The following is a 22,326-nucleotide window of genomic DNA, read 5'->3' on the forward strand; positions in this document are numbered from 1 at the left end:
CGGGGGTGCGGGTCGGGGACGTACGGGTCGGGGGAGTTCCGGCGGAGCGGGAACGCAGGTGAGCGTAGCGTGATTGGCGAGTCGCTCTGCGCGAGGAGCGGACGGCGAGGTCCGCCCCGGGCCTCCTCCGTCGGTCACACCTTCGATCACGGGGCCGACGTGGGTCGCGCCGGCCCTCCGGGTGCCACCGACGGAGGAACGAGGATCATCCGTCTCCACCCTTTCACCCGAATGCCCCAGGTCAAGTACCGCCTCGCCGGGCGGCACCGGCAGGTGCCGGCCGGGACGCCAGCCGCCATCCGTCGCCGCGCCGCTCCACGAACCCCAACGAGTGGAGTTCGTACAGTCTGCCGAGCGCCTCGTCCGCCGTCGTCCCGGCCTCCCTGGCGACCTCCCGTCCGACGGCCGCGCCCCGGGCCGGCAGCGCCTCCAGCACCCGGACGCTGACCGGGTCCAGCAGGTCCCTGGCGAGTACGGGGCCGCGGCGCGGCGGGGCCAGTTCGCCGATGTCGCCCACCAGTTCCACCACTTCGGCCGCGTCGGTGACCAGCGCCCCTTCCCCGCGCAGCAGTTCGTGCACGCCGGCCGACAGCCCGCTGGTGGCGGGGCCGGGAACGCCCATCGTGAACCGGCCGAGCCGCTGCGCGCAGCGCGCCGTGACCAGGGATCCGCTGCGGTACTCGGCCTCCACCACCACCGTCCCCCTGGTGAGGGCGGCGATCACCCGGTTGCGCAGGACGAATCTGCTGCGGGTGGGGTGGTCGCCGGGCGGCAGCTCCGCGACCAGCAGTCCTTGCCGCGCGACGCGGCCGATCAGCTCGGCGTGGCCGGGTGGATAGACCTTGTCGACCCCGCTGGCCAGTACGGCGACGGTGGCGCCGCCGGCCGACAGCGCGCCCCGGTGTGCGGCCCCGTCGACTCCGAAGGCGGCGCCGGAGGTGACCACCCAGCCGCGCTCGGCCAGACCGGAGCCCAGACTCGCCGCCATATGTGCCCCGTAAGGAGTACACGCCCGCGCGCCCACGACGGCGACGGAGCGCAGCGACCAGATCCGCAGATCCGGACTGCCCCGCACCCACAGCCCGATGGGGCGGGCCGCCGCGAGGTCGTCGAGCTGACTGGGCCACTCCGTGTCCCCGGGGCAGACGAACCGGCCGCCGAGCGCCGCGATGGCGGCCAGATCGCGCTCGGGGGCCGCCGCGCCGGCCCGGATCCGGTACCCGCCGAGCCGTTCCGCGCCGACCTCGGCGGCGCCCGGAACACCCATGAGCCGCTCGCGCCCGGCGTCCGGCGAGGTCAGCAGCTCCAGCAGTGCGACGGCCCCGAACCGTCGCAGCCACCGGCCGCCGCGCTCGTCCCCCGGCTCGAACACCCGGGTGAGCGCGGCCCGCGCCAGCCGCTCGTCCGTACCGACGGGCGTCATGACACGCCTCCGGCCACCGTGGTGGCGCCGCGCGCGATACCGGTGCGCAGCTCCAGCGCGAGCGCCACGTCACGCGCGTCGGGGCGGTCGTGCCCGGCCAGATCCGCGACCGTCCAGGCCACCCGCAGCACCCGGTCCATACCACGCGCGGTCAGCAGCCCGCGCTCCAGGTCCCGTTCGGCCGCGGCGAGCGCCCCGGGGGCGACCGGCCAGCGGGTGCGCAGCTCATGGCCGGGGAGTTCGCTGTTGACCGACCAGGGAGTGCCCTCCAGCCGGCCCGCCGACCGCGCCCTGGCCTCCCGCACCCGTGCCGCGACGACCGCGGTCGACTCCCCCCGGCGGCCCTGCCCCAGCAGCTCCGCCCGGCTGACGGGCTGGACGTCGACGCGCAGATCGACGCGGTCGAGCAGCGGGCCCGACAGCCGCGACTGGTAGCGGCGGACCGCAGAGGGCGGGCATTCGCACCCGTCGCCCTGCAGGCTGTGCCGTCCGCACGGGCACGGGTTGGCCGCCAGGATCATCAGGAAGCGCGCCGGCAGGCGCACCACCCCGGCGCTGCGCGCGACCACCACATGGCCGGACTCCAGCGGCTGGCGCAGCGCGTCCAGCGCCCGCACCGAGAACTCCGGGGCCTCGTCCAGAAAGAGAACTCCTCTGTGTGCCAGGGAGACCGCGCCCGGTCTCGGCAGTCCGTTCCCTCCGCCGACCAGCGACTGCATGGTGGCCGAGTGGTGTGGCGCGCAGTAGGGCGCGGTGCGGACCAGAGGCTCGCCCGGTGGGAGTATCCCGGCCACCGAGTGCACGGCGGTGACCTCCAGGGACTCCTGGTCGCCGAGCGGCGGCAGAACGGCGGGCAGCCGCTCGGCCAGCATGGTCTTGCCCGCGCCCGGCGGACCGTGCAGCAGCAGATGGTGTCCGCCCGCCGCGGACACCTCCAGAGCCCTACGGGCCGCGTGCTGACCGGCCACGTCCGCCAGATCCGGCCGGTGGTCCCCGGCCTCGGTACGGACGGCCAGGCCGGTGCCCACACCGGCTCCCGGGACCAGCAGCCCGGCCAGGGTCGGGTCGGGGCGGCCCGGCTCGGGCAGCCCCGGCTCCTCGGGCACCGGCTCGTCGGTCAGCACCGCGATCAGCTGGCGCAGGCTCCGTACCCCGAGGACCGATACGCCGGGCACGAGGGACGCCTCGCCCGCCGTCCGCTCCGGGACGACCACCTGCCGGTAGCCGGCCTCGGCGGCGGCGAGCACGGCGGGCAGCACTCCGCGCACCGGCCTGACCCGGCCGTCGAGCCCCAGCTCGCCGATCAGCACCAGATCGGCGATGGCCCGGGGATCGATCCGCTCGGCGGCGCCGAGCACGGCCGCCGCGACGGCGAGGTCGAAGCCGCTGCCGCCCTTGGGCACGGAGGCGGGGCTGAGCCCCACCGTGAGCTTCTTCTGGGGCCACTCCCCGCCGGAGTTCACGACCGCGGCCCTGACCCGGTCCCGGCTCTCCACCAGGCTCTTGTCCGGCAGCCCGACCAGGGTGAAGGCGGCGACGCCCGGCTCCAGATCGGCCTGGACCTCGACCACGACGCCCTCGACCCCGACCAGTGCCACCGCACACGCGCGTGCGAATCCCATTCAGACCACCCCCCGCACGTGCTCGACCACGGGGGCGCCCCTGCTGGGCAGCACCACCGCGACCAGGTCGATGCGCACTCCCCCGGGCGGCGGTCCGCCGGACCGCTCCAGCCAGCAGGCGGCGAGCCGTCTGAGCCGGTCCGCCTTGACGGGCGTGACCGCGGCCATCGGATGTTCGAACGAGTCGGCCCTGCGGGTCTTGACCTCGCAGACGACCAGCACCTCCCGGCCCCGGGACTCGACGTCCCCGGCCACGATGTCGATCTCGCCGGTCCTGCCGCACCGCCAGTTGCGGGCCAGCACGGTCATCCCCGCCGCGACCAGCCGTCGCGCCGCCAGATCCTCGCCGTACCGCCCGAGCGCCCCCGTAGCGTTCATATCGGCACCACCTCCGGCACCGACTCTGCCGTGATCCGCCGAAGTCAGTGGATCTTGGTGGAAAACCCCAGGGTTGTGGATATCTCGCTCACCCGTCGGAGTGAACGAGATCCGGCCCCAGCCCCCTCAGCCGGGGCGTACCCCCGGTCGCCGCCCCGGTCGCGGCGTGCACTCAGCCGCCCGGCATTTCGAGGTCGCTCTTGTTCAGCTCCTCGATATTCACATCCTTGAAAGTGAGCACGCGGACCTGTTTGACGAATCTGGCCGGCCTGTACATGTCCCAGACCCAGGCATCGGCCATGGTGACCTCGAAGAAGACCTCACCCTGGACGGAGTGCACCTGCATCTCGTAGTCATTCGTGAGATAGAAACGCCGCTCGGTCTCGATCACGTACTTGAACAGACCGACGACATCTCGATACTCCCGGTAGAGCTTCAGCTCCATCTCGGTCTCGTATTTTTCGAGGTCCTCGGCGCTCATGGCATGTTCCCCTTCAGCCGTACGGTCCCCCCATTGTGCTCCGGCCGCCGCGCCCTCTAGACGTTTTCGGGGGCGAGGACCACCGGCGCATCGGGCGGACCCTCGTCGAGCAGCGTGCGCAGCAGCTCGGCGAGCCTGGTCGGGTACACCGTCTCACGCGCCGCCGACAGTTCGGCGGAGGTCCACCACCTCGACCCGGCGACGCTGCGCAGCTCCAGCTCGGTCAGTCCGGTCGGGGAGATCTCGGTCTGTGCCGTACGGGCCAGGAAGTACCACTCGTCCTGTTCCCAGCGGCGTCCGTCGAACGGAAAGGAGCAGGTCCTTTGCCAGAGCACGGGCCCCAGCTCCACCTCGGTGATCCCGGTCTCCTCGGCCAGCTCGCGCAGCGCGGCCCGAGCCCGGCTCTCGTCGCCCTCCAGTCCGCCGCCCGGCGTGAACCACCAGTTGGTGTCCGGGTCGTCCGGCTCGTAGCCGTGCAGCAGCAGAATCCGGTCCCGCGGGTCGAGCAGCACCACCCGGGCCACCTTGCGCGGCGTCCCGCCGCGCTCATCGGGCGCCGTCTCATCGCGTGCCACGCGCGGCCACCCCCTCCGTACCCCGACCGGTCCCGCGCGAGCGGGAGGCGAGCCGTACGACCGGCCCGTACAGCGCGCCGCCGAAGATCAGCGCCACCCCCGCCAGCACCGCCGCGGTGATCGGCTTCACCGGGCCCGGCGCGGAGACACCGCCCGGCAGCGCCGCGAAACCGTCCGGCCGGGCGACCAGACTTCCCAGCGGCCAGACCACCGCGTCCACCCGGGCGCTCACCGCCGAGCGCGGCACCGAGCCCTGTCCCGCGTCCTGCAGGTGGACCCGGGAGTCCAGGGAGCCGCCGCGTTCGTCGCCGAGCAGGAACAGCTGCCCCGCGGGCACCTTCGCGTCGAAGCCGGTCATGGACGCCTGTCCGCCGGGCATGCCCTGGACATACGGTTCCTCGACCGGCTCGCCGTTGACGGTGAGCCGGCCGCCGGTGCCGCAGCAGGCGATCCTGTCGCCGCCGACGCCGACCACCCGCTTCAGCATCGGCATGTCGCCCCACTGCGCGTCCTTGAAGACCACCACGTCGCCCCGGCGTACCTCGCCGCCGGATATCCGCTGGGCCAGCACCCGGTCCCCGGCCTTCACGGTCGGGTCCATCGAGTTGGTGGGCACGGCGTACGGGCGGTACACGACGGCCGCCCAGACGAATCCGCCGACGAAGAGCACACAGCCGACGGCCACGGCCAGTCCCGACAGCACACTGCCGAGACGGCCGCGGCCGTCGTTCCTACGTCCTGTCGCGCTCATCCCAGCACTCCCCCGGTCTCCGGAGAACGTCGCTCCGCGCGGCGGAGCGTGATCCTCGGGCTTCGACGATCCGGGACGGCACCCTACCCGTCGGTTCGCCCGCGGGTCAGCCTCCTCCTGCGCCAGAGAACGAGCGGGACGGCTCCGGCGAGGCCGAGCGCGCCCGGCACCGCGGCGGGGGCCAGCGCGGCCGCGGCGCTGAGCCCCGACTGGTCGAAGGTGTCCGGCACCGGGAGCGTCGACCAGCGGTTGACGGGCCAGGCCACCACCACGGCGCGGCCGACGACCTGGTCGTTGGGGACCGTGCCGTTGCCCTCCAGCTCCTGGTGGTAGCGGGAGTCCAGCGAGTTCTGCCGGTGGTCGCCCATCACCCAGATCCGGTCCTTGGGAACCTTGATCGGCCCGAACGGCTTGTCGTCGCAGGGCGTGTTGCCCGGGTAGATGAAGTCCGTCTCGTCGAGCGCGTGGCCGTTGACCGTGACCTTGCCGCCCTTCTTGCACTCCACCGTGTCGCCACCGACCGCGACGACCCGCTTGATCAGGTCCTTCTCCTCGGCGGACGGCATCAGTCCGATGAAGCTCAGGAAGTGCTGCACCACGTTGGGCTCCGCTGTCGGGGTGTCTCCCAGCCAGCTGTCCGGGTCGTGGAAGACCACGACCTCGCCACGCTGGGGCTCCGCCCCGAACCAGGGCGTCAGCTTGTCCACCAGCACCCGGTCGCCTCGCTGCAGGGTGTCCTGCATGGAGTCCGAGGGGATCGAGAACGCCTGTACCAGGAAGGTCTTGATCACCAGCGCGAGCGCCAGTGCGATCAGGATCAGGAGCGGCAGCTCCTTCCAGAAGGAGCGGGGCTTGGCCTTCGTCGGTTCGCCTTCCCCGTCGCCCTGCTCGCTGTCGCCCCGTTCGGCGCGGCCCGGTCCGCCGCCGCCGCGTTCGCCGTCGTCGTCACCGAATCGCGCTGTCCGGTCCGTCACGGGTTCGGGCGACTCGGCGAGCTGCTCGCGTCCCTCCTCGGGATCGTCGTGTCCGGATCGTGCGCCGACCGCCACATCCCCCACATCCACTCCTTACTCCGTGCGAATACTCCGTGAGATCGCCTGTCCCGGAGACGGGACAGGCCCACCACTCCCATAACGAGCGGGAGTTCCGCAGGGCTCGGGAGCCGCGGCAATCCGTTCAGATCTCGCGGGGACACACTATTCGACAGGGCAGGTACGGGCGTCGGCGCGGGACTCGGATCAGGGACGGAGGCGTAGGCGCCGCGCTGTTCCAGACCGGTCCAGTGCCCGAAGGGCCAGGCGATGTAGACGGCCCGGCCGACCACCTCGCTCTGCGAGACCGTACCGCTGTACTCCTCCTGGAGGTGGAAGCGGGAATCGGCCGAATTGGACCGGTGGTCGCCCATCACGAAGTAGCGGCCGACGGGCACCTTCACCTCGAAGGAGATGGTGGAGGGCGCGTCGCCCGGCTGGATGTACGGCTCGGTCAGCGGCATGCCGTTGACGGTGACCTTGCCGTTCTGGTCACAGCATTTGACGGTGTCGCCGCCGACCGCGACGACCCGCTTGATCAGGTCCTGCTCGTCGGCCGACGGCAGCAGCCCGATGGCGGTGAGCGCCTGCTTGGCCCCCTTGATGAGCACCGGGGAGTTGTCCGGCGGGGGCTTCTCGTCGTCCAGCCAGCCGCCGGGGTCCTTGAAGACCATGACGTCGCCGCGCTGGGGTTTCGAGCCGAACCAGGGCGTCAGCTTGTCCACCAGCACCCGGTCGCTGATCCTGATCGTCTGTTCCATGGACCCCGACGGGATGACGAACGCCTGCACGAGGAAGGTCTTGAGGACGACCGCTATGACCAGCGCCACCGTGACGAGGATCGGGATCTCCTTCATCGCGTTGCGCTGGCGGCGCGTCTTGACCCGCCGGGCGAGCTTGCGACGCTCGGCGCGCCCCGGCAGGGCCCGGCCCGTCGTGGGCCGGCTGCCGGTCGGCAGCCGGGTGTCGGACCCGTGGGCCGCGATACGGCGGCGCTTACCCATGAGCGCCCCCCGGGGCCGGGACGTCCCGGAAGGCGTCCGTACGCCCCGGAGCCGTCCAGCGGCCCGGCGGCCAGCCGATCCACTGGGCCCTGCCGATCACCCGGTCCACCGGCACCATGCCGCCGCCGGGCTCGCCGAGGTGGTCCCGGGAGTCGCGCGAGTGGGCGCGGTGATCGCCCATGACCCAGAGTCTTCCCCCGGGTACGACGATGTCGAAGGGGACGGCGGAGGGCTCGTCGCCGGGGTACAGATAGCGCTCCTGGACCGCGCGGCCGTTCACCTCGATCCTGCCCCTCTTGTCGCAGCAGACCACCCGATCGCCTCCCACCCCGACCACGCGCTTGACGAAGTCGGTCTCGGCGGGCTCCGCGAGACCGAGGGCCGCGGCGGCCCCGTGCAGCAGGCCGGTGACGGGGTTCTGCCCCGGGGACTCCTGGACGAAGGATCCGGTCCCGTCGAACACGACCACATCACCGCGCTCCGGCTCGGTACCGAAACGGTACGCCAACTTGTTGACGAGCACCCGGTCCCCCACCCGGAGGGTCGGCTCCATCGAGCCGCTGGGGATCAGGAAGGGCTGCAGCACGAAGGTGCTGAAGAGGAGTACGAAAACGGCGCAGGTAAGACTCAGCAGACCCGCCCGCCGCCAGGAGAGTCGGCCGAGCCGCCGGACGGCCGGGCCCGCCACGGCCCCGTGGCCACGCCCGGCCCGGTCACCCGCCTCGGCCTCGGCCTCGGCACCAGCACCGACCCCCGGGCCGCGTCCGGAAACACGCGCGGAGCGCGACCGGTCTCCCTCCCCCTCGGGGGAAAGGGGCGAGCGGTCACGCTCCGTGTGCCGTGCTTCGGTGTCCATCGGTGCCAGATCTTATCCGGCGGCCCTGTGGACCCCGGGCGGGAGTGGCACCCCGCGCCCGGTCGCGACGGGTTTACCTGTCGCGCTTCTCCTTGATCTTCGCGGCCTTGCCGCGCAGCTCACGGAGGTAGTAGAGCTTGGCGCGGCGGACGTCACCGCGGCTCACCAGCTCGATCTTCTCGAAGATCGGGCTGTGGACGGGGAAGGTGCGCTCCACACCGACGGAGAAGGAGACCTTGCGGACCGTGAAGGTCTCGCTGATGCCCGAGCCCTGGCGGCGGATGACGACGCCCTTGAACTGCTGGATACGGGAGCGGTTGCCCTCGATGACGCGTACGTGGACGTTCACCGTGTCGCCGGGACGGAAGGCGGGCAGGTCGCTGCGGAGCGACGCGGAGGCGACGGCGTCGAGCAGGTTGGGCATGTCGTTCTGCTTCCTCGCTGATGCCACAGGTCATCAGCGGATGATCGAGAGAGAGTCAGGGGCGCCGTTCACGTCGGACGGGCGTCGTTCCCCCTGTGGCAGGGGCGCACATCGGACGTACGGCAGCGGCCTATTCTTCCACGCCGTCCGGCCTGCGCCAAAATCGGCCGCCGGGCTCGGGCGACCAGCCCAGGATGGAGAGCGTCTCGCGGTCCTTCTTGTCGAAGACCGCCGGGTCGCAACGCTCGATCAGATCCGGCCGGTTGAGCGCCGTACGGCGGAACGCCTCGTCCCGCCGCCACCGCGCGATCCGGCCGTGGTGGCCGCTGAGCAGGACACCGGGGATGCCCCGGCCGCGCCACTCGGGCGGCTTGGTGTAGACGGGCCCCTCCAGCAGATCGGCCATGGCGCCGGGGGCGAAGGAGTCGTCGCGGTGCGACTCGGCGTTGCCCAGGACTCCGGGCAGCAGCCGGGCCACGGCCTCGGTGATCACGAGTACGGCCGCCTCGCCGCCCGCGAGCACATAGTCCCCGATGGAGACCTCCACGACCGGTATCCGGGTCGCGTACTCCTCCACGACCCGGCGGTCGATGCCCTCGTAGCGGGCGGGCGCGAAGATCAGCCAGGGACGCCCGGACAGCTCGACGGCGAGTTCCTGGGTGAAGGGACGGCCGCTGGGGGTGGGGACGACCAGGACGGGGCCCCGGGCGCCCGTCTCGTACCCGTCGGCCAGCACCTCGTCCAGCGCCTCGCCCCAGGGCCCGGTCTTCATGACCATGCCGGGACCGCCGCCGTACGGGGTGTCGTCCACCGTGTTGTGCCGGTCGTGGGTCCAGCCCCGCAGGTCGTGCACCTGGACGTCGAGCCGGCCGCTGGCGCGGGCCTTGCCCACGAGCGAGACGTCCAGCGGGTCCAGATACTCCGGGAAGATCGTGACGACGTCGAGCCTCATCGGACGCCGTCCTCGGCACGCCCGTCGCGCGCGGGCCCCTCGCCCGCGGGCACGTCGTCGGCGGGCACGTCGTCCGCGGGCACGTCGTCCGCGGGGCCCTCGCCCGCGGCGATCTCCGCGCGGTCGTCGATCAGTCCGGGCGGCGGGTCGATCACGGCCCGCTGCTCCTCCAGGTCGATCTCGGTGACGATCTCCTCGACGAAGGGGATCATCACCTCGCTGCCGTCGGGGCGCTCCACGATGAACAGGTCCTGCGAGGGCAGATGGGAGATCTCGGTGATCCGGCCGATCTCCGTACCGTCGGCCAGCACCACGTCGAGGTCCATCAGCTGATGGTCGTAGAACTCCTCCGGGTCCTCGGGGAGTTCCTCGGGGTCGATCTCGGCGATCAGCAGGATGTTGCGCAGCGCCTCGGCGCCGGTACGGTCGCGGACGCCCGCGAAGCGCAGCAGCAGCCTGCCGCTGTGCACCCGGCCGGTCTCGATCGTCAGCGGTCCGGCCGCGGCCGGCTCCGTGGCGAGTACGGCGCCCGGTCCGAGCCGCAGCTCGGGCTCGTCCGTCCGCACCTCGACGGTGACCTCACCCTTGATGCCATGAGCGCGGCCGATCCGCGCGACAACCAACTGCACGCTGCGCTGCTCCTTGGTGGTTCCTCGAATGTGGCGGCCGGTGTCAGCGCCGGAAACGGACACGGGCCGGGGAGGGCCGCCGTGGCCTTCCCCGGCCCGAGCCGGTGTTCAGCTGTGTCAGCGGACCTGGTCCACGTCGACGAGGTCGACGCGGATGCCGCGGCCGCCGATGGCGCCCACGACCGTCCGCAGAGCACGTGCGGTGCGACCGTTGCGGCCGATCACCTTGCCGAGGTCGTCGGGGTGCACCCGGACCTCCAGCACCCGGCCACGCCGCAGATTGCGCGAGGCGACCTGCACGTCGTCCGGGTTGTCGACGATGCCCTTCACGAGGTGCTCAAGAGCCTCCTCGAGCATGCTCAGGCCTCGGTCGACTCGGCGGCGGCCGGGGTCTCGGCCTCGTCCGCCTTCTTGTCGGCCTTCTTCGCCTTCGGGGTGATGGCCTCACCCTTCGGCTCGTCGCCGTCCTTCGTGAGCGCCTCGAAGAGGGCCCGCTTGTCGGCCTTCGGCTCCGGCTGGAGCAGCGGCGCGGGGGCCGGCAGGCCCTTGTGCGCCTGCCAGTCACCGGTGAGCTTCAGGATCGCGAGAACCGGCTCGGTCGGCTGGGCGCCGACGGACAGCCAGTAACGCGCGCGGTCCGAGTCGACCTCGATCCGCGAGGGGTTCTGCACCGGGTGGTACAGGCCGATCTCCTCGATGGCCCGGCCGTCACGGCGGGTCCGGGAGTCGGCGACGATGATGCGGTAGTGAGGCGAACGGATCTTGCCCAGACGCTTCAGCTTGATCTTGACTGCCACTGGAGTGGTGTCTCCTGGTCTTGACGTGGTTGGGCACACCGGGATGCCGCGTGGGGTTGCGGTACCCGATCCGCCCGATGGACGCGTCAGCCGGAGGAGAGAGGGGTCCTGTGCGACTGTCGAGTACAGCTGGCCATTCTGCCACACCCGGCGCCGGGGGCGGACCCGGCCCCGGGCGGGGCTGAACGGCGGTCGCTCAACTCGCGGCGGCGACCGCTTCCGGGATACGGAAGGGCTTGCCGCAGCCGCCGCAGACGATCGGCGCCTGGGCGAGGACCGACGGGACGACCCGTACGTTCCGCCCGCAGTCGCAGACCGCCTTGACGCGCACCCCTCCGCCGGAGGAGCCGTGCCGGGCGGCCGGGCCGCGGAAACTGCGTTTGGTGTCGGCGGCCGTCGCGACGGTGTGCGCCTTGAGGGCGCGCTGGAGCCGTTCGATGGTCGGGCGGTAGCGGCGCTTGGCCTCGGGGCTGAGCGAGACCAGCGAGAAACCGCTGCTGGGATGCGGTTCGTCGGGGTGGTCGAGGCCCATCTCCTCGGCGATCGCCAGGAATCGGCGGTTGTGGTAGCGGCCCGCGCGGGAGGTGTCGCGGACTCCTCTGGCCGCGGCGATGCCGTGGACCGCTTCGTGAAGCAGTCGTTCGAAGGAAAGCTCGGCGCCGCAGGCGGACGACGACTCTCCGATCAGGGACTCTGGCGCGGCTAGATCCGGCAGCTCGGGGTGGGACCGCTGAATGTCGGCCCACGCCTGCGCCAGCTCTGCGGCGAGAACAGGTGGTGTCGTGCTCACGTCGTGAACAACGAGCCGGAAGCCTCCCGGGTTCCATTACGGGGCATCCCAAATAATTTGCACGTACCCGTCAGTTGCCGTTGATGCGTCCTGACGAGGGCGGGTGCGTCGATCTGCGGAGAAAGCCTCGCAGCCCGTCGCAAGCCGGTACGTAGCGCCGGGTACGCAGCAGCGCGTAGACGATCTACGTCCGGCGGTGCCGGCGGACCGTTCGGCGGGCGCGGCACGGCAACGGCGCCGCACGGCCGCACGGCCCGCGCGCGGCACGGCGCCCGACGGCGACAGTACCGGGGGCGGCGCCCGCTTTGCGCACCGCCCCGCCCCGCGACACCCGGTCCCGGACCGGTTCACGGCATGTCGATCCTCACCCATTTGGCCTATTTCCATCGGGCTGGGGAGCGACTCCGGAGGCCCGGTCCCCCGACCTCGGCACTTTCGATCCCCCGAGCCGGACACCACACCCGGGGCGGCGGGAACCGGCCATTCTCCAGGGGGCGCGCTCCCGGAGCGCGCCCCCATGACGCCCGCCGGGCCCGGTCATCCACTGGACGCGGGCACGGATGGGGAGTTCTCTGGCTTACGGGGGGACTGAGCGCGTACGTACACGGGGGGCCGGCACGGCAGGCACGGCCAACACCTCTCGGCGGATTGGGGCGCTATCCATGACACGTACGCTCACCCAGCACGATCAGCGGCCGTCGAACGCGGCTCCGGCGGCTCCGGTGCCCGGCGCGGACGCCGGCGGACGGGCCAGGGACTGGGCCGAGATCCAGGAACGCATGCTGGTCCCGCTCTACGAAGCGGTGTACGAACGCCTGGAGGTGCGCGCCGGGACCCGGGTGCTCGGCCTCGGCTGCGGCACCGGTCTGGCGCTGCTGCTCGCCACCACCCGGGGCGCGCGCGTGACCGGCGTCGACTCCGACACGGCACGGCTCGCGCTGGCCCGGGAGCGGCTGGCCGCGAGCGCGGACCACGAGAGCGCCGCCGCGCCCGCCGAGGGCGCCGGGACGCTGCTGCCCGAGGAGCGCATGGCCGACGCCGGTACGGAGCCGGGGCGTGCGCCGTACGACCTGATCACCGCGTTCCAGCCGATCGGCAGCGCGGCGGACGACGTACGGGAGCTGACACCGGCCCTGCGCACGGCCATCCCGCTGGCCGGGCACGGCACCCCGGTGGTGCTGGCCGGCTGGGGGCCGCCCGAGCGGTGCGCCACGGACGCGGTGCTGCGGGTCGCGGGCCGGTTGACCGACCGGCTGCGCAAGGGCGGCTGGCGCCCGGCGCACCGGGACGACCTGGAGGAGGTCGCGGCGCGCGCCGGTCTGCGGCCGGACGGGTCGGGCCGGGTGGCGTGCCCCTTCGGGTACGCGGATCAGGACAGCGCCGTACGGGGGCTGCTGTCGACCGGGGTGTTCGACGGGGCGATCCGGGCGACGGACCGGCGGCAGGTGGAGAAGGAGATCGGCGAGGCGCTCCATCCCCATCTGCGGCGGGACGGAACGGTGTGGATGCCCAATGTCTTCCGGTATCTGATCGCCAGAACGCCCTGACGCGAGCGCGCCGAAGGGCTTCTGGGGGCCGCCGGAAGCACGGAGGCCCCCACCCGGAGGCGGGGGCCCGTTCCGGCTCGGACCGTACGACGCGGTGCGCTACGAGCGCGGTTGCGGCACGAAGCGGTGCGGTACGGAGCGACGCGGTGCGGTGCGGGACCGCTCAGCCCATGAACTTCTTGAACTCGTCCGGCAGTTCGAAGGACTTGTCCGGCTCCGCCGCCGGCAGAGCGCCGCCCTCCGCGCGGCGTGCCGCCGCGGCCTGCTCCTCGGCCTTGCGCTTCATCGGGTTGCCGGAGCGCTGCTTGCCCTTCGCCTGCTTCGTCTTCTTCTTCGCGCGGCCGGGGCCGCCGCCCATGCCCGGGATGCCGGGCATGCCCGGCATCCCGCCGCCCTGCGCCATCTTGGACATCATCTTGCGGGCGTCGAAGAAGCGCTCCACGAGGTTCTTCACGGCGCTGACCTCGACGCCGGAACCACGGGCGATACGGGCCCGGCGCGAGCCGTTGATGATGACCGGGTCCTGGCGCTCGGCCGGGGTCATCGACTTGATGATCGCGGCGGTGCGGTCCACGTCCTTCTCGTCGATGTTGTTGATCTGGTCCTTGATCTGCCCCATGCCGGGCAGCATGCCGAGCAGCTTGGAGATGGAGCCCATCTTCCTGACCTGCTCCATCTGCGCCAGGAAGTCGTCCAGGGTGAAGTCCTTGCCACCCTTGCTGCTCGCCAGCTTGGAGGCCATCTTCTCGGCCTCGGCCTGGCTGAACGTCTTCTCGGCCTGCTCGATCAGGGTGAGCAGGTCACCCATGTCGAGGATGCGGGAGGCCATGCGGTCCGGGTGGAACGCGTCGAACTCGTCGAGCTTCTCGCCGTTGGAGGCGAACATGATCTGCTTGCCGGTGACGTGCGCGATCGAGAGGGCCGCGCCGCCCCTGGCGTCACCGTCGAGCTTGGAGAGCACGACGCCGTCGAAGCCGACGCCGTCGCGGAACGCCTCCGCCGTGTTGACGGCGTCCTGGCCGATCATCGCGTCGACGACGAAGAGGACCTCGTCGGGGCTGACGGCGTCGCGGATGTCCGCGGCCTGCGTCATCAGCTCCTGGTCGATGCCGAGCCGGCCGGCCGTGTCGACGACGACGACGTCGTACTGCTTGGTCCTGGCGTACTCGATCGAGTCCTTGGCGACCTTGACCGGGTCGCCGACGCCGTTGCCGGGCTCGGGGGCGTAGACGGCGACACCGGCGCGGTCGGCGACCACGGAGAGCTGGGTGACGGCGTTGGGACGCTGGAGGTCACAGGCGACGAGCAGCGGGGTGTGGCCCTGGCCCTTGAGCCAGAGGCCGAGCTTTCCGGCGAGGGTGGTCTTACCGGCGCCCTGGAGACCGGCGAGCATGATCACGGTGGGCGGCTGCTTGGCGAAGCGCAGGACGCGGGTCTCGCCGCCGAGGATGCCGATCAGCTCATCGTTGACGATCTTGATGACCTGCTGGGCGGGGTTCAGCGCCTGGGAGACCTCGGCGCCGGCCGCGCGCTCCTTGACCTTCGCGATGAAGGCGCGGACGACGGGCAGCGCCACGTCGGCTTCGAGCAGGGCGATGCGGATCTCGCGGGCCGTGGCGTCGATGTCCTCCGGGCTGAGGCGCCCTTTGCCCCGGAGGCTCTTGAACGTGGCTGCGAGGCGGTCGGAGAGAGTATCGAACACGGCGGTCGCGAATCCTCGGTGTCGGGAGCGGGTGGGGGCCGGCGCCGCGTGGTGCGGGACAGACCGTCCCCCAGGGTATCCGGCCGCGCGCGGTGCGGTCTGCCCCGTGGGTGGGTGGAGCCGCTGCGGGCCGCTGCGGCGGGGCACGGCGGCGCCGCCCCCGGCCGCGAGGACCGCCCCGCGCGAAGCGGTCCGGGGTCAGCCGCGCAGCGCCGTCTCGACCGCCTCCGCCAGCTCGGCGGCGGCCGCCGCGGGCAGCGGGCGGCCCCGCTCCGTGGTGACGTAGAAGGCGTCGACGGCGTTGGCGCCCAGCGTGGAGACGTGCGCGCTGCGCACCCGTACCGCCGCGGTCTCCAGCGCGTGGCCGATGCGGTGCAGCAGCCCCGGGGCGTCCTGGGCGCGCACCTCGATGACGGTGGCGTGCCGGGAGGCCGTCGGGGCGACCGTGACGCGCGGCGGCGGGGCCTGCACGCCCCGGCGGCGCGGGTAGGCGGCCTCGCGCTCGGCGAGCCTGGCGCGGATGTCCAGGGAGCCGTCCAGGGCGCGTACGAGATCGGCGCGGAGCCGGGCCGCCTGGGGCAGCGAGCCGTAGGCGGCGGCCACCCGCCAGCTCAGCAGCAGCACTTCTGAGGTGCCCAGCTCGGTGGGGAGTTCGACGGCGCGCAGATCGGCGGCCCGTACGGTGAGCCGGTGCAGGGCGAGCACTCCGGCGGCCGCGGGCAGGACGCCCGGCCGGTCGGGCAGCGCGATGAGCAGCTCGACGCCGACCGGTTCCGGCGCGCTGTCCGGTCCCTCGCCGTCCGCGGCCCCGTCCCTCGGGGGCTCCGTCTGGGCGTGCAGCGCCAGGACGGGGCCGCCGGTGCGCAGCGCCTCGACGGCGAGGCGCTCCTGTTCCGCGCTGGGCGCGGCGGGCTCCGGCTCCGCGGCGTCGTCGCCCACGAGGACGGCGGCCACCCGCGCGACGAGGTCGGCGACGAGCGAGGCACGCCAGGACGACCAGGCGGCGGGCCCGGTGGCGAGGGCGTCGGCCTCGGTGAGGGCGTGCAGGAGTTCCAGCGTGGTGAGGGAGCCGACGCGGGCGGCGACCGAGCCGACGGTGGCGGGGTCGTCCAGGTCGCGCCTGGTCGCCGTGTCGATCAGCAGCAGGTGGTGGCGGACCACGGTGGCGACGACGGCCATGTCCTCGCGGTCGAAGCCGATCCGGGCGGCGACGTCGCGGGCGATGACCTCGCCCGCCACGGAGTGGTCGCCGGGCCAGCCCTTGCCGATGTCGTGCAGCAGGGCGCAGACGAGCAGCAGGTCGGGGCGGCTGACGCGGCGGGTCAGCGAGGACGCCCGGACGGCCGTCTCGACGAGGTGCCGGTCGACGGTCCAGGTGTGGACGGGGTTGCGCTGAGGGCGGCAGCGGACCCGCTCCCAGTCCGGCAGCAGCCCGCTGATCAGCCCCTCGGCTTCGAGCGCCTCCCAGACGGGGACGGTCGGCTCGCCGGCGCCGAGCAGCGTGACGAGTTCCTCGCGGGCCTCGGCGGGCCAGGGCACCGGCAGCGGTGTGGCGGTGGCGGCGAGCCGGCGTACGGCGTGCAGCGAGATCGGCAGCCCGGCCTGCGCGGCGGCGGCCGCGGCGCGCAGCGGCAGCACGGGGTCGCGCTCGGGCCGCGCGGTGCGGGCGAGGACGACCTCGCCGTCCTGTTCGACGACGCCTTCGGCGAGCGGGGTGCGGTCGGGGACGGGTTTGCCGCCGAGCATGGCGCGCAGCCGGGGGCGTACGGCCCGGGAGCGCAGCACCCGGTTCACCTCGCGCCAGGTGACGTCGGAGGCGTACGAGACGGTGCGCGCGGCCTCGTAGACCTGGCGCAGCAGGGCGTCCGCGTCGAGGAGGCCGAGTTCGGTGGCGACGCTGTCCTGTTCCTGGAGGGCGAGCCGGTCGGTGGCCCGGCCGGTGGTCAGGTGCAGGGCGTCGCGGGCGTCGAGGAGGCGGCGGCGGGCGTCGGCGAGTCCTTCGCGGGGCGCGTCGGCGAGCCAGGAGGCGGCGACGGCGCGCAGCGCGGTGGCGTCGCGCAGGCCGCCCCTGGCCTCCTTGAGGTCGGGTTCGAGCAGGAACTGCAGCTCGCCCTGGCGCTCCGCGCGTTCCCGGCAGAGTTCGTCCAGGGCGGGGAGGCGTCTGGCGGCGGTGTTGCGCCAGTCGGCGAGGATCGCGGTGCGTACGCCGGTGACGAGGCCGAGATCGCCTGCGACATGCCGGGCGTCGAGGAGTCCGAGCTGCACCTTGAGGTCGTCGGCGGCGGCCTTGCGCACGTCGGCGGGGGTGCGTACGGAGTGGTCGAGGGCGAGGCCGAGGTCCCAGACCGGGTACCAGACCCGGTCGGCGAGGGCCGCGACGGCGGCCGGGGCCGACTTGCCGTCGTGCAGGAGCAGCAGGTCGAGGTCGCTGCGCGGGGACAGCTCGCCGCGTCCGTAGCCGCCGACGGCGACGAGGGCGGCGCCCTGGACCGAGGTCTCCCGGGCGGCGGTGGTGAACAGCGCGTTCAGCCAGTCGTCGGTGAGCCGGGCGAGTCCGGCACGGCGCGGCGGCCCGGACCGCGCCTTCTCCTGGAGGAGGCGCAGCCGGGCCGCCGCGTAACCGCTGGGTCCCGAGTCTGTCTGTTCGGTCGTCTCTTCGAGGCTCGTCACCCAGTCGTTCCCGTCTCTAAAGTGCGTCCGGGCCGCGCTCGCCGGTCCGCACCCGGACCGCCGTCTCGACCGGCACGCTCCATACCTTCCCGTCACCGATCTTGCCGGTGCGGGCGGCCTTGACCACCACTTCGATGAGCTGTTCGGCGTCGTCGTCCTCGACCAGTACCTCGATACGGATCTTCGGTACGAGGTCGACGGTGTACTCCGCACCCCGGTAGACCTCGGTGTGGCCGCGCTGACGGCCATATCCGCTGGCCTCCGTGACCGTGAGCCCTTGGACGCCGAAGCCCTGGAGGGCTTCCTTGATCTCGTCCAGCCGGTGCGGCTTCACGACTGCGGTGATGAGCTTCATGCGTCCACCTTCTTGCTCGTCGCGGAGGCGACGGTCCGGTCCTGGCTGGGGGCGGCGACGCTACTACGGCCGGACGGGGAGCCCCCGACCGCGCTGTAGTCGTAGGCGGATTCCGCGTGGTACGCCATGTCGACACCGCTGGTCTCGTCGTCCTCCGAGGCACGGAAGCCGATGGTGACGTCGACGATCTTGGCGAGGATCCAGGAGACGGCGAAGGAGTACGCCATGACGGAGAAGGCGCCGACGGCCTGCTTGCCGAGCTGCTCCAGGCCACCCATGCCGTCCGTGGCCAGCAGGCCCACGAGCAGGGTGCCGATGACACCGCCGACGAGGTGGACGCCGACGACGTCGAGGGAGTCGTCGTAACCGAGCTTGTACTTGAGGCTGACGGCCCAGGAGCAGACGGCGCCGGCGACGACACCGATGAGGAGGGCGCCGAAGGGGCTGACGTTGGCTCCGGAGGGCGTGATCGCGACGAGACCGGCGATGGCGCCGGAGGCGGCGCCCAGCGTGGTGAACGCGCCGTGCCGGATCCGCTCGTAGGCGAGCCAGCCGATCATCGCGGCGGCGGTGGCGATCTGGGTGTTGAAGGCCATGAGCGCGGCGGTGCCGTCGGCGGCCAGCTCGGAACCGGCGTTGAAGCCGAACCAGCCGAACCACAGGAGCGCCATGCCGAGGACGACGAGCGGCAGGCTGTGCGGCCGCATCGGGTCCTTCTTGAATCCGATGCGCTTGCCGACCACGAGGACCGCGGCGAGGGCGCCGACACCGGCGTTGATGTGGACCGCCGTACCACCGGCGAAGTCGATGACCCCGAGGCTGTGCAGCCAGCCGTCGCTGCTCCAGACCCAGTGGGCGACCGGGAAGTACACCACGGAGACCCAGAGGGTGATGAACAGCGCCCAGGCGCTGAATTTCACGCGGTCCGCGAGCGCGCCACTCATCAGGGCCGGGGTGAGGATCGCGAACATCATCTGGAAGAGCGCGAAGGCGAAGACCGGGATTCCGGTCTTGCCGTCGGTCAGGAGGTCGACCGAGATGCCCTTGAAGCCGATGTGGTCCAGGTTGCCCAGGAGCCCGCCGCCGATGTCGTCGCCGAAGGTCAGTGAGTATCCGTAGAGGACCCACACGACGCTGACGATCGCGAGCGAGATCAGGGACATCATGAGCATGTTGAGGGCGCTCTTCACCCGCACCATGCCGCCGTAGAAGAATGCCAGGCCGGGCGTCATCAGCATGACGAGCGCGGCACTGATCAGTACGAATGCGGTATCTGCGCCATTCAAGGCCAGCGTCTCCTCGTGGGTCGGAACGGCCCGTGCGGATGCTCAGGTTTCTGGGGCCGACTGTGCTGAGGAGATTGGCGCAGCGCGGTTTCGGCCAGTGCCGCTCGATGTTTCACGGCAGTGACGAAGGCGTCCCGCGTGTTACGAGCCGATGAACCGGCGGGTCCGGCGGGGTGACCGCGGCTACCGTCCGCGGCCGTCGCCGGAGCATCGAAAACCGGCCGCGGCCGTCACCCTGCTGTCCTGGCGGCGGGGGAGCCGTGTCGGGCTGTACGGGGTGAGAGCCGCGGCCGGGGTCTGGGGCCGGGCGCGGGCCGTGCGAGGGCGCCCGTCGGTCAGACGGCCTCCGCGGACTCGGGCAACCGGGCGGCGATCCGCTCGGTGAGGTCGATGACGTCGCCGACGTCGCCGAAGTCCCTGGCGGCCGTGGAGAGCGTCTTGCGCAGCCGGGTGTTGACGCGTTCGGAGCGCACGCTGCCGGCCACCTCCATGGCTTGTTCCGCAAGGGCCGTGGACTGCTCGGGCTCGCGCTTGAGGAGGTGGACGGTGGCCATCCCGATGAGGTTCAGCGCATACGACCGCTGGTGCTCCTCGTCCTTGCCGAACAGTTCGACGGCGCGCCGCATGACCGGCTCGGCGAGGGAGGCGTAGGTGGGGCTGCGGCCCGCGACATAGGCCAGGTCGCGGTAGGAGTGGGCGTTCTCCCCGTTCAGCTCGGCCTCGGAGAAGAAGCGGATCCAGTCGGGCTCGGGCTCGCCGTCCAGGCCGATGTCGGAGAAGGTGTCCTCGGCCATCCGGACGGCGCGCTTGGTCTTGCTCGGCTGGCCCAGATTGGCGTAGGCCCGCGCCTCCATCGCATACAGCATCGCCTGGGTCCTGGGGGTGGCGCTGTCGCGGCTGCCGTACTGCGCGAGATGGATCAGCTCCAGCGCGTCGTCGGGCCGGCCGACGTGGATCATCTGGCGGCTCATGGAGGAGAGGACGTACGAGCCGAGCGGCTTGTCCCCGGCCTCCTTGGCTGCGTGCAGGGCGAGCACGAAGTACTTCTGGGCGTTGGGCTGGAGCCCGACGTCGTAGCTCATCCAGCCCGCCAGCTCGGCGAGTTCGGCGGCGCACCGGAACAGCCGCCGGGAGGTGGCCTCGGGCTGCGGTTCCTGGAGGAGGTCGGTCAGTTCGTGGAGCTGGCCGACGACGGCTTTGCGGCGCAGTCCGCCGCCGCACTTGGCGTCCCACCCGCGGAACATCGCGGTGGTCGACTCCAGCAGGTCGAGTTCGGGTCCTGACAGCCGGGTGGAGCGCGGCAGGGGCTCCGGCCGGGGCTCGCCACGGCCGGAGTCACCGGCCGGGGTGGGCACCAGCCAGCGCTGCATGGGCTCGACCAGCGCGGGGCCCGCGGCCAGCGCCAGTGAGCTGCCGAGGAAGCCGCGGCGGGCCAGCATCAGGTCGCTGCGGGAGAACTCGCTGATCAGCGAGACGGTCTGCGGGCCCGACCACGGCAGGTCGACGCCGGAGACGGAGGGCGACTGGTGCGCGGAGCGCAGCCCGAGGTCCTCGACCGCGACGACGGCGCCGAAGCGCTCGGAGAACAGCTCGGAGAGGATGCGCGGGATCGGCTCGCGCGGCTGTTCGCCGTCGAGCCAGCGGCGTACGCGGGAGGTGTCCGTGCTGATGTGGTGCGCGCCCATCTGGCGGGCCCTGCGGTTGACCTGCCGCGCCAGCTCGCCCTTGGACCAGCCGCTGCGCAGGAACCACGAGTCGAGTTGCCCATTCGGACGCTTGCCGGAGTTCGTACCGTCTGCGCCACTGCCGTCCACTGGAAAGCCCCCATCCACCGAAACCTGTGAAGCCCTGCCGCGTTGAAGGTGTCACCGCGCGAACCGCTATCAGAATGCCGCGAGCGACGGCCGTCTGTCCGGAGCTTGTGCCCCTTCGAACAGGAAACCGAGTTGCCCTTGGCATACCCATGGGCGCATCTCTCCCGAACCCCGTGCACCGAAAGTAATCCTACGATCACCCCTTCAGCGAGGCCGGCGGCACAATCGCCACCATTCGCCACCCCTTCGAATGAACTCGCCCCCGACAAAGCGCGATTGACTTGACACGCCACGGTCAGGGACGGCGCACAGGGGCATTTCGGGGCGCATGAATCGCAGCGCGCGCCGTCAATGCTTCTTGGCGCCACCCGAATCGCCCCGGTGGCGACGGAGTGTAACGGGCACACTGCGAGTCGTAACGACTTGGCCCACTCCCTGTCGTGCGCCAGGTCGTAACCACCGGCGAGTCCAACCCGTTGGAGGGGGCATGGTCTTCACGATCGGCGGTATCCGCACGATGGGCGGCATCCGCGAGATGCGCTCCGGCTCGCGCCGCCGCGGCCGCGCCACGGAGTGCACCGAGGTGGCGGAGTACACCGGGCTCTGGGGCTGGGACGTGGTCCCCGGCGCCCCGGGGACGGACGGAAGATGCTCCTGCGGCGATCCCGGCTGCGCCGCGCCCGGCGCCCACCCGCTGGGCCAGGACGAGATCCCGGCGGGCTCGACGCTCGGCGAGGTGAGCGCTACGTGGTCCCGGGTGCCGGGCGCGGCGGTGCTGCTCCCGGTGGGCCGGTGCTTCGACGTCATCGACGTGGCGGAGTCGGCGGGCAGCCGGGCGCTGGTCAGGCTGGAGCGGATGGGGCTGCCCGTGGGGCCGGTCCTGGCGACTCCGGCGGGGCGGGCGCACTTCTTCGTCGCGCCGGGCGCCGCGGCCGAACTGCCCCAGCTGCTCTACCGGATGGGCTGGGACGACGCGGACCTCGACCTGCACGCCCTGGGGCCCGGGTCGCACGTGGCGGCCCCGCCGTCCCGGGTGGCCGGTCTCGGCCCGGTCCGCTGGCTGCGCCCGCCGTCCCTGGACACGGCGGCCGACCCGCCCCAGGCCCGGCTGCTGCTCGGCACCCTGGCGTACATCTGCCACCGCTCGGCCACGGCGTAACCGCGCGCCCGGCCCCACAGCGCGCCCGGCACCCGGCGTCCGGCGTCCAGCACCAGGCGTCCAGCGCCAGGCGTCCGGCA

At 72.4% G+C, this 22,326-nt stretch carries 21 protein-coding genes and 1 pseudogene; 2 read left to right on the plus strand and 20 right to left on the minus strand.

Annotated features, from left to right (window positions below; translation table 11 throughout):
- Window positions 1-241: 241 nt before the first annotated feature.
- The 15 genes and pseudogenes from dprA to DVH02_RS01340 all read right to left on the minus strand — a co-directional run bounded on the left by dprA (window position 242) and on the right by DVH02_RS01340 (window position 11,713).
- The gene (gene dprA, locus DVH02_RS01270; RefSeq protein WP_114621792.1) at window positions 242-1,423 is read right to left on the minus strand and encodes a DNA-processing protein DprA; all 1,182 of its coding nucleotides are present in this window, start codon (window positions 1,421-1,423) and stop codon (window positions 242-244) included.
- A complete protein-coding gene (locus tag DVH02_RS01275) occupies window positions 1,420-3,045 on the minus strand; it encodes a YifB family Mg chelatase-like AAA ATPase (protein WP_114621793.1) in 1,626 nt (541 codons plus the stop codon). The genes dprA and DVH02_RS01275 overlap by 4 nt, the downstream gene beginning before the upstream one ends.
- Window positions 3,046-3,423 carry a YraN family protein gene (locus DVH02_RS01280; RefSeq protein ID WP_114621794.1) on the minus strand — a complete coding sequence of 126 codons (378 nt, stop codon included), beginning with the start codon at window positions 3,421-3,423 and terminating at the stop codon, window positions 3,046-3,048. It abuts the gene before it with no gap.
- Between the two features lie 172 nt (window positions 3,424-3,595).
- Window positions 3,596-3,904 (minus strand): DUF2469 domain-containing protein, encoded by a 309-nt coding sequence (locus DVH02_RS01285; RefSeq protein WP_114621795.1) that lies wholly within the window; start codon window positions 3,902-3,904, stop codon window positions 3,596-3,598.
- A gap of 56 nt (window positions 3,905-3,960) precedes the next feature.
- Window positions 3,961-4,479: an NUDIX hydrolase gene (locus DVH02_RS01290; RefSeq protein ID WP_114621796.1), complete on the minus strand. Its 519-nt coding sequence runs from the start codon at window positions 4,477-4,479 to the stop codon at window positions 3,961-3,963.
- The gene (gene lepB / locus DVH02_RS01295; protein ID WP_114621797.1) at window positions 4,466-5,230 is read right to left on the minus strand and encodes a signal peptidase I; all 765 of its coding nucleotides are present in this window, start codon (window positions 5,228-5,230) and stop codon (window positions 4,466-4,468) included. The genes DVH02_RS01290 and lepB (DVH02_RS01295) overlap by 14 nt, the downstream gene beginning before the upstream one ends.
- A gap of 83 nt (window positions 5,231-5,313) precedes the next feature.
- Window positions 5,314-6,279 carry a signal peptidase I gene (gene lepB / locus DVH02_RS01300; protein WP_114621798.1) on the minus strand — a complete coding sequence of 322 codons (966 nt, stop codon included), beginning with the start codon at window positions 6,277-6,279 and terminating at the stop codon, window positions 5,314-5,316.
- Window positions 6,176-7,265: pseudogene (gene lepB / locus DVH02_RS01305) on the minus strand (signal peptidase I). Before lepB (DVH02_RS01305) ends, lepB (DVH02_RS01300) begins: the two are co-directional and overlap by 104 nt.
- Window positions 7,258-8,121, minus strand: coding sequence for a signal peptidase I (gene lepB, locus DVH02_RS01310; protein ID WP_199566125.1), 864 nt, complete (start codon window positions 8,119-8,121; stop codon window positions 7,258-7,260). The pseudogene lepB (DVH02_RS01305) and the gene lepB (DVH02_RS01310) overlap by 8 nt, the downstream one beginning before the upstream one ends.
- A 73-nt stretch (window positions 8,122-8,194) precedes the next feature.
- Window positions 8,195-8,545, minus strand: a complete 351-nt coding sequence (gene rplS, locus DVH02_RS01315; protein WP_114621800.1) for a 50S ribosomal protein L19 — start codon at window positions 8,543-8,545, stop codon at window positions 8,195-8,197.
- Window positions 8,546-8,675: 130 nt separating this feature from the next.
- Window positions 8,676-9,497 carry a tRNA (guanosine(37)-N1)-methyltransferase TrmD gene (gene trmD, locus DVH02_RS01320; RefSeq protein ID WP_114621801.1) on the minus strand — a complete coding sequence of 274 codons (822 nt, stop codon included), beginning with the start codon at window positions 9,495-9,497 and terminating at the stop codon, window positions 8,676-8,678.
- Entirely contained in the window at window positions 9,494-10,126 is a 633-nt protein-coding gene (gene rimM, locus DVH02_RS01325; protein ID WP_114621802.1) for a ribosome maturation factor RimM, read from the minus strand. The genes trmD and rimM overlap by 4 nt, the downstream gene beginning before the upstream one ends.
- 117 nt (window positions 10,127-10,243) lie before the next feature.
- The gene (locus DVH02_RS01330; protein WP_005311361.1) at window positions 10,244-10,483 is read right to left on the minus strand and encodes an RNA-binding protein; all 240 of its coding nucleotides are present in this window, start codon (window positions 10,481-10,483) and stop codon (window positions 10,244-10,246) included.
- A gap of 2 nt (window positions 10,484-10,485) precedes the next feature.
- A complete protein-coding gene (gene rpsP / locus DVH02_RS01335; RefSeq protein WP_114621803.1) occupies window positions 10,486-10,923 on the minus strand; it encodes a 30S ribosomal protein S16 in 438 nt (145 codons plus the stop codon).
- Window positions 10,924-11,119: 196 nt separating this feature from the next.
- On the minus strand, window positions 11,120-11,713 hold the full coding sequence (locus DVH02_RS01340; RefSeq protein ID WP_114621804.1) for a hypothetical protein: 594 nt from the start codon (window positions 11,711-11,713) through the stop codon (window positions 11,120-11,122).
- 662 nt (window positions 11,714-12,375) lie between these two features.
- On the opposite strand from DVH02_RS01340, the gene DVH02_RS01345 reads away from it, so the two are divergent.
- The gene (locus DVH02_RS01345; protein WP_114621805.1) at window positions 12,376-13,260 is read left to right on the plus strand and encodes a class I SAM-dependent methyltransferase; all 885 of its coding nucleotides are present in this window, start codon (window positions 12,376-12,378) and stop codon (window positions 13,258-13,260) included.
- 163 nt (window positions 13,261-13,423) lie between these two features.
- On the opposite strand, the gene ffh is transcribed toward DVH02_RS01345, so the two are convergent.
- The 5 genes from ffh to nsdA all read right to left on the minus strand — a co-directional run bounded on the left by ffh (window position 13,424) and on the right by nsdA (window position 21,087).
- Window positions 13,424-14,962 carry a signal recognition particle protein gene (ffh, locus tag DVH02_RS01350; RefSeq protein WP_114621806.1) on the minus strand — a complete coding sequence of 513 codons (1,539 nt, stop codon included), beginning with the start codon at window positions 14,960-14,962 and terminating at the stop codon, window positions 13,424-13,426.
- A gap of 198 nt (window positions 14,963-15,160) precedes the next feature.
- On the minus strand, window positions 15,161-17,632 hold the full coding sequence (locus DVH02_RS01355) for a [protein-PII] uridylyltransferase (protein WP_114621807.1): 2,472 nt from the start codon (window positions 17,630-17,632) through the stop codon (window positions 15,161-15,163).
- Between the two features lie 16 nt (window positions 17,633-17,648).
- Window positions 17,649-17,987, minus strand: coding sequence for a P-II family nitrogen regulator (locus DVH02_RS01360; RefSeq protein WP_114621808.1), 339 nt, complete (start codon window positions 17,985-17,987; stop codon window positions 17,649-17,651).
- Window positions 17,984-19,273, minus strand: coding sequence for an ammonium transporter (locus DVH02_RS01365; protein ID WP_114621809.1), 1,290 nt, complete (start codon window positions 19,271-19,273; stop codon window positions 17,984-17,986). The genes DVH02_RS01360 and DVH02_RS01365 overlap by 4 nt, the downstream gene beginning before the upstream one ends.
- A 335-nt stretch (window positions 19,274-19,608) precedes the next feature.
- The gene (gene nsdA, locus DVH02_RS01370) at window positions 19,609-21,087 is read right to left on the minus strand and encodes a transcriptional repressor NsdA (protein WP_114621810.1); all 1,479 of its coding nucleotides are present in this window, start codon (window positions 21,085-21,087) and stop codon (window positions 19,609-19,611) included.
- A gap of 487 nt (window positions 21,088-21,574) precedes the next feature.
- Here nsdA and DVH02_RS01375 point away from each other — a divergent pair, with 487 nt between their 5' ends.
- Window positions 21,575-22,246, plus strand: coding sequence for a bifunctional DNA primase/polymerase (locus DVH02_RS01375; RefSeq protein ID WP_114621811.1), 672 nt, complete (start codon window positions 21,575-21,577; stop codon window positions 22,244-22,246).
- The last annotated feature ends 80 nt before the right edge of the window (window positions 22,247-22,326 follow it).

Source organism: Streptomyces corynorhini (genome assembly GCF_003346515.1).
In the GTDB taxonomy this organism is placed as follows: domain Bacteria; phylum Actinomycetota; class Actinomycetes; order Streptomycetales; family Streptomycetaceae; genus Streptomyces; species Streptomyces corynorhini.